We start from the raw sequence: 12,078 nt of genomic DNA on the forward strand, positions 1-12,078 counted from the left end.
CCCATTCAAGTCCGGCCTTATTTGGAGTCGACCATGCCGTATCAGCACATCAAGGTTCCGGCGGACGGTGACAAGATCACCGTCAACCCGGATTTCTCGCTCAACGTTTCGGATCAGCCGATCATCCCGTACATCGAGGGCGACGGCACCGGCGTCGACATCACGCCGGTGATGATCAAGGTCGTCGATGCGGCGGTGGAAAAGGCCTACGGCGGCAAGCGCAAGATTCAATGGATGGAAATCTTCGCGGGCGAAAAGGCGACGCGCGTCTACGGCCCGGACGTGTGGCTGCCGGACGAATCGCTCGACGCGGTGAAGGACTACGTCGTGTCGATCAAAGGTCCGCTCACGACGCCTGTCGGCGGCGGCATCCGGTCGCTGAACGTGGCGCTTCGTCAGCAACTCGATCTGTATGTGTGCCTGCGGCCGGTGCGCTACTTCAAGGGCGTGCCGTCGCCGGTGCGCGAGCCCGAAAAGATCGACATGGTGATCTTCCGTGAGAACTCCGAAGACATCTATGCGGGCGTCGAATGGCCGGCTGAATCGGCCGAGGCGAAGAAGGTCATCAAGTTCCTGCGCGAGGAAATGGGCGTGACGAAGATCCGTTTCCCGGATTCGTCGGGGCTCGGCATCAAGCCTGTGTCGCGCGAGGGCACGGAACGGCTCGTGCGCAAGGCGATTCAATACGCGATCGACCACGACCGCCGCTCGGTGACGCTCGTGCACAAGGGCAACATCATGAAGTTCACCGAAGGCGCGTTCCGCGACTACGGTTACGCGCTCGCGCAGAAGGAATTCAACGCGGAACTGATCGACGGCGGTCCGTGGATGAAGGTGAAGAACCCGAAGTCGGGCAACGACATCGTCGTGAAGGATGTGATCGCCGACGCGTTCCTGCAGCAAATCCTGTTGCGTCCGGCCGAATACGACGTGATCGCCACGCTCAACCTGAACGGCGACTACATCTCGGACGCGCTGGCGGCGCAGGTGGGCGGCATTGGCATCGCGCCGGGCGCGAACATGTCGGATTCCGTCGCGATGTTCGAAGCGACGCACGGCACGGCGCCGAAATACGCGGGCAAGGACTACGTGAACCCGGGCTCGGAAATCCTCTCCGCTGAAATGATGCTGCGGCATCTCGGCTGGGTCGAAGCGGCGGATCGCATCATCGCGTCGATGGAGCAGTCGATTCTCTCGAAACGCGTCACCTACGACTTCGCACGCCTGATGGAAGGCGCGACGCAGGTTTCGTGTTCGGGCTTCGGACAGGTGATGATCGACAATATGTGAGGACTCACCTCGGTTCGATGTGTTAAATAAAAACCCCGGAAGGCTTACGCCTTTCGGGGTTTTTAAATTGCGCCCGTGCCTCATATGCGAGAAAGCGCGGGGCGCAAAAAAACCCGGCGCCAGGGCCGGGTTTCACGAGGCAAAGTCCGATCGAACGGTCAGGCCGATTCCTGGATGTTCGAAGCTTGTTTGCCCTTAGGTCCCTGGACGATCTCGAAGCTGACCTTCTGGCCTTCCTTGAGAGTCTTGAAACCGTTCATTTGAATCGCCGAGAAATGTGCGAACAGATCCTCGCCGCCTTCATCGGGCGTGATGAATCCGTAGCCTTTCGCGTCGTTGAACCACTTGACCGTACCAGTAGACATTCGTACTTCCCCTCTAACTCTTGTCGCACCCAGAGCACGCTCGAAATGCGGCCACCCCACAATGTGAACCGCCCCCTCCTCACAAGCTCACCTCGGCCTCTTTTTTCGTCCGTGGTTGGCCCCCGGAAAAAAGTGCCAGTTTGATTGTTAAATCTCTTAAATCGGGTGTCAAGGAATTTTTGGGATGGCCGTTAAGCTCGTTGCAAAGAGCGCATTCGTAGGGTAATTCCTGCTTTGCGTGTGCGCTGCCGTCCAAGCACGCCATCTTGAAAAGTCGCATAATCGACTCACTTGTGTGTTACCTGGCGGCCCGCGGCGCCTGGTGCTCGGTTTGTTTTTTTTGAAGCTGTGCGATACTCGTTTTGACGAGGTGCAAGCGGGCCGCGCCGAAGCGTTGGGCAGCGGCAGGATTCGATGGACGGTAGCTGCGCGATTGCAGTTTTCAGCGTTTCATTCCGACCGGGCGGTCGGTGCTGGAGCGGTGATTGCGGGGACGTCCGTGTTGTTTAGAATGGGTGTATGGCGATCAATCCCAACAAGCAGGATGGCACTGTACTGGAGCGGCAGGAGCAGAAGCTCAAGAAGCCGGCCATGTACAAGGTGGTGCTGCTGAATGATGACTTCACGCCGATGGAATTCGTCGTGATGGTCGTGCAGGAATACTTCAATAAAGATCGTGAGACTGCGACGCAGATCATGCTGAAGGTTCATCGCGAAGGCAGGGGAGTTTGTGGGGTCTACACGCGGGATATCGCGTCGACCAAAGTTGAGCAAGTCGTTAGCCATGCAAGGCAAGCGGGACATCCGCTGCAGTGCGTGATGGAGGAAGCATGATTGCCCAGGAACTGGAAGTCAGTCTGCACATGGCGTTTATGGAAGCACGTCAGGCGCGGCACGAGTTCATAACGGTCGAGCATCTCTTGCTCGCCCTGTTGGACAATCCGACCGCGGCTGAAGTGTTGCGCGCCTGCGCAGCCAACATTGAAGATTTGCGTCAGAACCTGCGCAATTTCATTCATGACAACACGCCGACCGTGCCGGGCACGGACGACGTCGATACTCAGCCGACGCTTGGTTTCCAGCGCGTGATCCAGCGCGCGATCATGCACGTGCAATCGACCTCGAACGGCAAGAAGGAAGTGACCGGCGCGAACGTGCTGGTTGCGATCTTCGGCGAGAAGGACTCGCACGCGGTGTACTACCTGCAGCAGCAGGGCGTGACGCGTCTGGATGTCGTGAATTTCATTTCGCACGGAATCGCCAAGACGAACACCGGCGACGCCGCGAAGACGAACAGCGAAGCCAATCCGGAATCGGAAGACGCCGCCGCGCAGAAGGAAACGCCGCTCGCGCAGTTCACGCAGAACCTCAATCAGCTCGCGAAGGACGGCAAGATCGATCCGCTGATCGGCCGCGAGCTGGAAGTCGAGCGCGTGGTGCAGGTGCTGTGCCGCCGGCGCAAGAACAATCCGCTGCTCGTCGGTGAAGCCGGCGTGGGCAAGACCGCGATCGCCGAAGGCCTCGCGTGGCGCATCACGCGCGGCGAAGTGCCGGACATTCTCGCCGACGCGCAGGTGTACTCGCTCGACATGGGCGCGCTGCTCGCAGGCACGAAGTATCGCGGCGATTTCGAGCAACGCCTGAAGACGGTGCTCAAGGAACTGAAGGAGCGTCCGCACGCCATTCTGTTCATCGACGAAATTCATACGCTGATCGGCGCGGGCGCCGCTTCGGGCGGCACGCTGGATGCATCGAATCTGCTGAAGCCGGCGCTGTCGTCGGGGCAGTTGAAGTGCATCGGCGCGACCACGTTCACGGAGTATCGCGGCATCTTCGAGAAGGACGCGGCCTTGTCGCGTCGTTTCCAGAAAGTGGATGTCACGGAGCCGACCGTCGAGCAGACCGTCGCGATCCTGCGCGGCCTCAAGACGCGCTTCGAGGAGCATCACGGCGTGAAGTATTCGTCGGGTGCGTTGTCGGCGGCGGCGGAACTGTCGGCGCGCTTCATCACGGATCGTCATTTGCCGGACAAGGCCATCGACGTGATCGACGAAGCGGGCGCCGCGCAACGCATCCTGCCGAAGTCGAAGCAGAAGAAGACCATCGGCAAGAGCGAGATCGAAGAGATCATCTCGAAGATCGCGCGCGTGCCGCCGCAGAGCGTGTCGCAGGACGACCGCAGCAAGCTCCAGACGCTCGATCGCGATCTAAAGGCCGTCGTGTTTGGTCAGGATCCGGCTATCGATGCGCTGTCGGCATCGATCAAGATGGCGCGCGCGGGCCTCGGCAAGACGGACAAGCCGATCGGCGCGTTCCTGTTCTCCGGTCCGACGGGCGTCGGCAAGACCGAGGTCGCGAAGCAACTGGCGTTCACGCTCGGCATCGAACTGCTGCGCTTCGACATGTCCGAGTACATGGAGCGTCATGCGGTCAGCCGGTTGATCGGCGCGCCGCCGGGCTATGTCGGGTTCGACCAGGGCGGTCTGTTGACCGAAGCCGTCACGAAGAAGCCGCATTGCGTGCTGCTGCTCGACGAAATCGAGAAGGCGCATCCGGACATCTACAACGTGCTGTTGCAGGTGATGGATCACGGCACGCTGACGGACAACAACGGCCGCAAGGCGGACTTCCGCAACGTCATCATCATCATGACGACGAATGCGGGCGCCGAAACGATGGGCAAGTCGGTGATCGGTTTCACGTCGCGCCGTGAGTCGGGCGACGAGATGGCCGACATCAAGCGCATGTTCACGCCGGAGTTCCGTAACCGTCTGGACTCGATCATCAGCTTCCGCTCGCTGGACGAGGAAATCATCCTGCGCGTGGTCGACAAGTTCCTCATGCAACTGGAAGATCAGTTGCACGAGAAGAAGGTCGATGCGGTCTTCACCGATGCGTTGCGCAAGCATCTCGCGAAGCACGGTTTCGATCCGCTGATGGGCGCGCGCCCGATGCAGCGTCTGATTCAGGACACGATACGTCGTGCACTGGCCGACGAACTGCTGTTCGGCAAGCTGCTCAACGGTGGCCGGGTGACGGTGGATGTCGATGCGGACGACAAGGTGCAGCTCACGTTCGACGAGAACTCGACGCCGCCGCGCAATCCGAATCCGGAAGCAATCGAAGTGGATTAATCGTAGGGGTCTTTGGAAGTGAAAACGGCGCGGTTTCGACCGCGCCGTTTTTTTTCGTGCCGAAAAAGCTCAGTGCTTGCCCGTGCTGCCGAAACCGCCCGCGCCGCGCTCGCTCGCCTCGAAGTCATCGACGATATTGAACGCCGCTTGCACGACGGGCACGATCACCATTTGCGCAAGACGTTCCATCGGATTGAGCGTGAACGCGGTGTCGCCGCGATTCCATGTCGAGACCATCAGTTGGCCTTGATAATCCGAATCGATCAGCCCGACGAGATTGCCGAGCACGATGCCATGCTTGTGACCCAGACCCGAGCGCGGCAGGATCAACGCGGCGTAGCCGGGATCGGCGAGATGAATGGCGAGGCCGGTCGGCACGAGCACGGTCTGATGCGGCTCGATGACGAGCGGCGCATCGAGACACGCGCGCAGATCGAGGCCCGCGCTGCCGGGCGTGGCGTAGGCGGGCATGAAGTCGCGCATGCGCGCGTCGAGAATCTTGACGTCGAGTTTCATGGATCGATGTTTCAGCGGCCGAGTTCGAACGCTTCGGCCAAAAGTTGATAGGACCGCGTGCGTGCGGCGTAGCTGCCGGCGACCGTTATCACGATCAGTTCGTCGGCATCGAATTGTTCCTGCAGCGCGTGCAGTTTCTCCGTCACGCGTTCCGGCGTGCCGATGATGCTGCGCGCCTTCTCATGCGCGATCACCGCGAGTTCGCGCGCGCCGTAGACCTGCGAGATGCCCTGCGCGATCGATGGAATCGGCTGATTGAGCCCGTACGCCATCTGCACGCGGCGCAGATCGACCGCGCGTTCGAGCGCTTCGGCTTCGCGATCCATATCGGCGCAAATCACGAACACCGCCGCGGCGAGATACGGGTTCGCTTCGTGACCCGGCGTGAAGCGCTCGCGATACGCCTCCGCCACGCTCGGCCCATACTGCGCGTTGATGAAATGCGCGAACGCGAAACGGATGCCGAGTTGCGCGGCGAGCAAGCCGCCGAAATCGCTGGAGCCGAGCATCCACAACTGGGGACGCGTGTCGATCTGCGGTTGCAACAGCACGCCCTTGGCGAGCGAATCGTCGGGAAGCTTGCCGCTGAAGAGCGCGATCAGTTCGGCGACTTGCTGAGGGAACATGTCGCCGCGATTGTACGAACCCGCCGCGACCGCCTGCGCCGTGTGCATGTCGCCGCCGGGCGCGCGACCGACGCCGAGATCCACGCGATTCGGGAACAGCGCTTCGAGCATCAGGAATTGCTCGGCGACCTTGAACGACGAGTAATACGGCAGCATCACGCCACCCGAACCGATGCGGATACGCTTCGTCAGACTGCCGATGCGCGCGAGCATCACTTCGGGACACGGATTCGATACGCCGTACAAGCCGTGATGCTCGGCGCACCAGTAGCGCGTATAGCCGAGATCATCGGCGAGCTGTGCGAGGTCGAGCGTCGCGGCGATGGCGTCAGCGACGCTGTGGCCGTGGATGACCGGCGTCTGGTCGAGAACGGAGAGCTTGGTCATCGTGTCAGGAGAGCAGCGGGCCGCCGGTTTTCGGCGCGCGTCGGGCGATCTCCGCGATCAGCGTGCGCGCGAGTTCCTGCTTGCCGGCGCGCGGCAGCGGCGTCGTTCCGCTTGCTTCGAAAAGCACGACTTCGTTGTCGTCGCGGCCGAACGTGAGCTGACCGATATTGCCGATCAGGAGCGGCACGCCCTTGCGCTGGCGTTTTTCCGCGCCGTGCACGTCGAGATCGCCGCTCTCGGCCGCGAAGCCGACGCAGTAGGGCGGATTCGGCAGCTTCGCCACCGTCGCGAGAATGTCGGGATTCTCGACGAAGCTGAACGTGGGCAACGCATCGCCGGTCTTCTTGATCTTGTGCGCGCTGACATGATCCACGCGCCAGTCCGCGACCGCCGCCACCGCGATGAAGATATCCGCGTCGGGCGTCGCGGCCATGACGGCGTCGTGCATCTGCTGCGCGGTCTGCACGTCCTCGCGATACACGCCCCACGGCGTCGGCAACGACACCGGACCGGCGACGAGATGCACATCCGCGCCCGCCTGCGCCGCCGCGCGCGCGAGCGCGAAGCCCATCTTGCCCGACGAGCGATTGGTGATGCCGCGCACCGGATCGAGCGGCTCGAAGGTCGGGCCCGCCGTAATGAGCACGCGCTGGCCACGCAGAATCTTCGGCTGGAAGAACGCGCAGATCGCTTCGAACGCGGCTTCCGGCTCGATCATGCGGCCGTCGCCGACTTCGCCGCACGCCTGCGAACCCGAATCCGGCCCGAGCACTTCGACGCCGTCGGCGCGAAGCTGCGCAACGTTGCGTTGCGTCGGCGGGCTTTGCCACATTTGCCGGTTCATCGCCGGAACCACGAGCAGCGGACAATCACGCGCGATGGCGAGCGTCGAGAGCAGGTCGTCGCACATGCCGTGCGCGAGCTTCGCGAGAAAGTCGGTGGAGGCGGGCGCGATGACGATGGCATCCGCCTCGCGCGAGAGATCGATGTGCGGCATGTTGTTCGGCATGCGCGCATCCCACTGCGACGTGTACACGGGACGGCCCGAAAGCGCCTGCATCGTGACGGGTGTGATGAACTGCGTGGCCGCTTCGGTCATCACGATCTGCACGGTCGCGCCGGCCTTGATGAGCAAACGCGTGAGTTCCGCGATCTTGTAACAGGCGATGCCGCCGGTCAGCCCTAAAACGAGATGTTTGCCCGCGAGTTCCAACTTGCCTCCATCGCAAAGAAAGAGCGGCTCCGTGAAGGGAGCCGCACTGGAAACATCACTTCGAACCGCGCACGCGCCGCAATTCGTCGAACACCAGCAGCACCGCGCCGACGGTGATCGCGCTGTCGGCGAGATTGAACGCCGGCCAGTGCCACGCGTGAACGTGAAAGTCCAGGAAGTCGATGACGTGCCCGTACGCGATCCGGTCGATCACGTTGCCGATGGCGCCGCCCATGATGAGCGCGAGCGCCGTGCAGAAGAGCCGCTGTCCCGAATGCTTCCTGAGCAGATAGCAGATCACGATTGCCGCGACGACGCCCAGCGCCGTGAACGCCCAGCGCTGCCAGCCGCCCGCCATCGCGAGGAAGCTGAACGCTGCGCCGCGGTTGTAGACGAGCAGCAGGTTGAAGAAAGGTGTGAGCGCGTGCGGATCGCCGTAGGCGAACACGCGCTGCACGGCGATCTTCGTCAACTGGTCGAACAGGATCACGATCAGCGCGACGCCGAGCCACGGCGCAAGCGATCCACTGCTGGAAGTTTGTTTCGCCATCGTTCGAGCCATTATGCTGCGCCTCGCGTTTCGCCGGCGCCGAAGAGGTTGGAGAAGCAGCGGCCGCACAAACCCGGATGATCCGCGTGCGAGCCGACGTCCGCGCAGTAGTGCCAGCAGCGCTCGCACTTCATGTAGCTCGACGCGGTGACATCGACGCCTTCTTCCGCTTCGCCCGCCACTCTTTCCAGCCCGGCCGATGACGTGATGAGCACGAAGCGCAGTGCATCGCCGAGGCTTGCGAGCGCGTCGTAACGCGCGCCGCTCGCGCGGACCACCACTTCGGCCTGCAGCGACGAGCCGATCTGGTTCGCCGTGCGCGCTTCTTCCAGCGCCTTCGTCACGTCGCCGCGCGCGTTGCGGATGAGCGTCCACTTGTCGAGCAGTTCGCCCGAGCTCGCGATCTCCGGATACTGCGCGTAGACCTCGGTGAAGATCGTGTCCTGACCGGGCTTGAGCACCTTGTACGCTTCTTCCGCCGTGAACGAGAGATACGGCGCGACCAGACGCAGCAGGCCATGCGCGATGTGGTACAGCGCAGTCTGCGCGCTGCGGCGCTCGCGCGAATCGGCTTTCGTCGTGTAGAGACGGTCCTTCAGCACGTCGAGATAGAAGCCGCCGAGGTCTTCCGAGCAGAACGTCGCGATCTTCGCGACCACCGGATGGAACTCGTACTTCTCGTAGTGCGAGAGCGCGTCGTTCTGAAGGTTGTGCGTGAGCGCGACCGCGTAACGATCGATTTCGAGCCAGTCCTGCACCGGCACCGCGTTCTTGTCGAAATCGAAGTCCGACAGATTCGCGAGCAGAAAGCGCAGCGTGTTGCGGATACGCCGGTACGTCTCCGTCACGCGCTTCAGGATTTCCTCGGAGATCGCGAGCTCGCCCGAATAGTCCGTCGATGCGATCCACAAGCGGATGATTTCCGCGCCGAGGCGATTGGACACCTCATGCGGATCGATGCCGTTGCCGAGCGACTTCGACATCTTGCGGCCTTCGCCATCGACGGTGAAGCCGTGCGTGAGCAGCGCGTCGTAGGGCGGACGGCCATCGAGCATCGACGCCGTGAGCAGCGACGAATGGAACCAGCCGCGATGCTGGTCCGAGCCTTCGAGATAAAGGTCGGCCGGGAATTGCAGCGAGTCCTTGTGCGAGCCGCGCAGCACGTGCCAGTGCGTCGTGCCGGAGTCGAACCACACGTCGAGCGTGTCGCGGTTCTTTTCGTACATGTTGGCGTCGTCGCCGATCAGTTCGCGCGGATCGAGTTTCTGCCACGTTTCGATGCCGCCTTCCTCGACGCGCTTCGCCACTTCCTCCAGCAGCTCCGGCGTGCGCGGATGCAGCTCGCCGGTTTCCTTGTGCACGAAGAACGCCATCGGCACGCCCCATTGCCGCTGGCGCGAGAGCGTCCAGTCGGGACGGTTCGCGATCATGCTGTAAAGACGCTGCTTGCCCCACGACGGATAGAACGCCGTATTCTCGACGCCTTCGAGCGCGGTCTCGCGCAGCGTCTTGCCGCCGTCTTTGGGCGTGACATCCATGCCGGCGAACCATTGCGACGTGGCGCGATAGATGATCGCCGACTTATGGCGCCAGCAGTGCATGTAGCTGTGCGTGTACTTCTCGCTTTTCAGAAGCGAGCCTGCGCCTTCGAGCGCTTCAACGATCTGCGGATTCGCTTTCCAGATCGACAGCCCGCCGAAGAGCGGCAGCGATTCGATGTAGTGGCCATCGCCCATGACGGGGTTGATGATGTCGGAATCGGCCATGCCGTGCGCCTTGCACGACACGAAGTCTTCCACGCCATACGCCGGCGACGAGTGCACGATGCCCGTGCCGCTTTCGGTCGTCACGTAATCGCCGAGATAGACGGGCGACGTGCGCTTGTAGCCCGGATGCGCGGCCGCGAGCGGATGATGGAAGCGCAGGTTGGCAAGCTTTTCGCCGGTCGCCGTGGCGATGACTTCGCCCGAAAGGCCGTAATTCTGCAGGCACGCTTCGACGCGCTCCTGCGCGAGAATCAGCAGGCCGCGCGGCGTATCGACGAGCGCGTAGACGATCTCCGGATGCACGTTCAACGCCTGATTGGCGGGAATGGTCCAGGGCGTCGTCGTCCAGATGACGATGCCGCCTTCCGTCTTCGGCAACCCGTTCAGGCCGAACGCCTGCGCCGTCTTCTCGGGTTCCGCGAACGCGAACATCACGTCGATGGTCGGATCGGTCTTGTCCTTGTACTCGACTTCCGCTTCGGCCAGCGCAGAGCCGCAGTCGAAGCACCAGTTCACCGGCTTGAGGCCGCGAAACACGTAGCCCTTTTCCATGATCTTGCCGAGCGCGCGGATTTCGCCCGCCTCGTTGGCGAAGTTCATCGTCTTGTACGGATTGTCCCAGTCGCCCAGAACGCCCAGACGCCGGAAGCCGATCTTTTGCTTCTCGATCTGCTCGCCTGCGTAGGCGCGCGCCTTTTGCATCACTTCGGCGGCGGGCAGCGACTTGCCGAACTGCTTTTCGATCTGGATTTCGATCGGCATGCCGTGGCAGTCCCAGCCCGGCACGTAGACCGCGTCGAAGCCCGCGAGATTGCGCGCCTTGACGATCATGTCCTTCAGGATCTTGTTGACCGCGTGACCCAGGTGGATGTCGCCGTTCGCGTACGGCGGGCCGTCGTGCAGGATGAACTTCTTGCGGCCCTTCGATGCGGCGCGGATCTTCTCGTAGATCTTGTCGTCCTGCCATTGCTTGACCCACGCGGGTTCACGCTTGGGCAGGTCGCCGCGCATCGGGAAGGGCGTGTCGAGCAGGTTGACGGGATACTTCGAAGAGGCTTTCTCTTTCTTGTCGCTCATGAATGACTCGGTGAATTCGGTGAGACGGCGCTTGATTCAGCGCGCGATACGTCGATGACGGGGCAGCGGGCGGCGCAGAAAGCACCGCGCGCTCACCTAATTCGGTCGGTCGCCGAAATGGCGAAGCCGGTGGCGCGGCTGCCGGCGTTGCTCGCAGGCGGAAGGCCGAAATACGCGCGTGCGTTATCGACATCCTTTGCGATCGCGGCGGACAGCGTTTCGAGGTCGACGTACTTCTCCTCGTCGCGCAGCTTCTTCAGGAATTCGACACGCACGAGCTTGCCGTACGCGTCGCCGTGCCAGTCGAGCACGAAGACTTCGAGCAGCACGCGGCCGGAATCGTCGACGGTCGGACGCAGACCGAGGCTCGCGACGGCGGGCAGCGGTTCATCGGCGAGACCGTGCACGCGCACCACGAAAATGCCCGCGAGCGCCGGCCGCTTGTGCGCGATCGGCAGATTCAGCGTGGGAAAGCCGAGATCGCGGCCGAGCTTCGCGCCGTGCACGACGTGCCCGCTGATGATGTACGGTCGCCCGAGCGCGACTTGCGCCGCGTCGAGATCGCCCGCGACGAGCGACGCCCGCACCGACGACGATGAAATGCGCGCGCCGTTCGGATGCGCGACCGTGGCCATCTGCTCGACCTCGAAGCCGTACTTTTCGCCGGCGGCTTTCAGGGAATCGAAGTTGCCCGCGCGTTTCGCGCCGTAGCAGAAGTCGTCGCCGACCATGACCCAGCGCGCGTGCAGGCCATCGACGATGACGTTCTTCACGAAGGTGTCAGGCGACTGTCCCGCGAACGTCTTGTTGAAATGCTCGACCACCACGCGATCGACGCCGTTGGTGCGCAGCGCTTCGAGCTTGTCGCGCAGCATCGCGATACGCGGCGGCGCGCCCGCCGGATTGAAGAACTCGCGCGGATGCGGCTCGAAGGTCATCACGCAGACCGGCAGGCCGCGCGCGTCGGCGGCGGCCCGCACGTGCGCGAGCAGCGCCTGGTGACCACGATGGACACCGTCGAAATTGCCGATGGTCAGTGCGCAGGGCGCCCGGCTTTCGGCATTGGGGAGGCCGCGAAAGACTCTCACGATAGGCGATGGTCGATGGGAGGGGCTGATGCTGCAAAGCGTTAGATTATAAACGCTCGCACGGGA

At 62.6% G+C, this 12,078-nt stretch carries 10 protein-coding genes; 3 read left to right on the forward strand and 7 right to left on the reverse strand.

Annotation, left to right across the window (positions count from 1 at the left end):
- Positions 1-33 precede the first annotated feature (33 nt).
- A complete protein-coding gene (gene icd, locus QCE73_RS03000) occupies positions 34-1,290 on the forward strand; it encodes an NADP-dependent isocitrate dehydrogenase (RefSeq protein WP_035497883.1) in 1,257 nt (418 codons plus the stop codon).
- Positions 1,291-1,448: 158 nt separating this feature from the next.
- Here icd and QCE73_RS03005 read toward each other — a convergent pair whose 3' ends face one another.
- Positions 1,449-1,655 carry a cold-shock protein gene (locus QCE73_RS03005; protein ID WP_035497884.1) on the reverse strand — a complete coding sequence of 69 codons (207 nt, stop codon included), beginning with the start codon at positions 1,653-1,655 and terminating at the stop codon, positions 1,449-1,451.
- Positions 1,656-2,174: 519 nt separating this feature from the next.
- Here QCE73_RS03005 and clpS point away from each other — a divergent pair.
- A complete protein-coding gene (gene clpS, locus QCE73_RS03010; protein WP_014190611.1) occupies positions 2,175-2,489 on the forward strand; it encodes an ATP-dependent Clp protease adapter ClpS in 315 nt (104 codons plus the stop codon).
- Positions 2,486-4,789 (forward strand): ATP-dependent Clp protease ATP-binding subunit ClpA, encoded by a 2,304-nt coding sequence (gene clpA, locus QCE73_RS03015; protein WP_035497886.1) that lies wholly within the window; start codon positions 2,486-2,488, stop codon positions 4,787-4,789. The genes clpS and clpA overlap by 4 nt, the downstream gene beginning before the upstream one ends.
- A 69-nt stretch (positions 4,790-4,858) precedes the next feature.
- Here the strand turns inward: clpA and dut are convergent, their stop codons facing one another.
- The 6 genes from dut to QCE73_RS03045 all read right to left on the reverse strand — a co-directional run bounded on the left by dut (position 4,859) and on the right by QCE73_RS03045 (position 12,012).
- A complete protein-coding gene (dut, locus tag QCE73_RS03020) occupies positions 4,859-5,305 on the reverse strand; it encodes a dUTP diphosphatase (RefSeq protein ID WP_187607343.1) in 447 nt (148 codons plus the stop codon).
- Between the two features lie 11 nt (positions 5,306-5,316).
- Positions 5,317-6,318, reverse strand: a complete 1,002-nt coding sequence (locus tag QCE73_RS03025; RefSeq protein WP_309879703.1) for an LLM class flavin-dependent oxidoreductase — start codon at positions 6,316-6,318, stop codon at positions 5,317-5,319.
- Positions 6,319-6,322: 4 nt separating this feature from the next.
- Positions 6,323-7,531 (reverse strand): bifunctional phosphopantothenoylcysteine decarboxylase/phosphopantothenate--cysteine ligase CoaBC, encoded by a 1,209-nt coding sequence (gene coaBC / locus QCE73_RS03030; RefSeq protein WP_035497889.1) that lies wholly within the window; start codon positions 7,529-7,531, stop codon positions 6,323-6,325.
- Positions 7,532-7,586: 55 nt separating this feature from the next.
- Complete coding sequence (gene lspA / locus QCE73_RS03035; protein WP_309879705.1) at positions 7,587-8,093, reverse strand: signal peptidase II; 507 nt, start codon at positions 8,091-8,093, stop codon at positions 7,587-7,589.
- Positions 8,093-10,924 carry an isoleucine--tRNA ligase gene (ileS, locus tag QCE73_RS03040; RefSeq protein ID WP_309879706.1) on the reverse strand — a complete coding sequence of 944 codons (2,832 nt, stop codon included), beginning with the start codon at positions 10,922-10,924 and terminating at the stop codon, positions 8,093-8,095. Before ileS ends, lspA begins: the two co-directional genes overlap by 1 nt.
- Before the next feature lie 92 nt (positions 10,925-11,016).
- Positions 11,017-12,012 (reverse strand): bifunctional riboflavin kinase/FAD synthetase, encoded by a 996-nt coding sequence (locus tag QCE73_RS03045; protein WP_035497892.1) that lies wholly within the window; start codon positions 12,010-12,012, stop codon positions 11,017-11,019.
- Between the last annotated feature and the right edge of the window lie 66 nt (positions 12,013-12,078).

Origin of the sequence: Caballeronia sp. LZ029 (assembly GCF_031451275.1) — a bacterium.
Taxonomy (GTDB): domain Bacteria; phylum Pseudomonadota; class Gammaproteobacteria; order Burkholderiales; family Burkholderiaceae; genus Caballeronia; species Caballeronia jiangsuensis.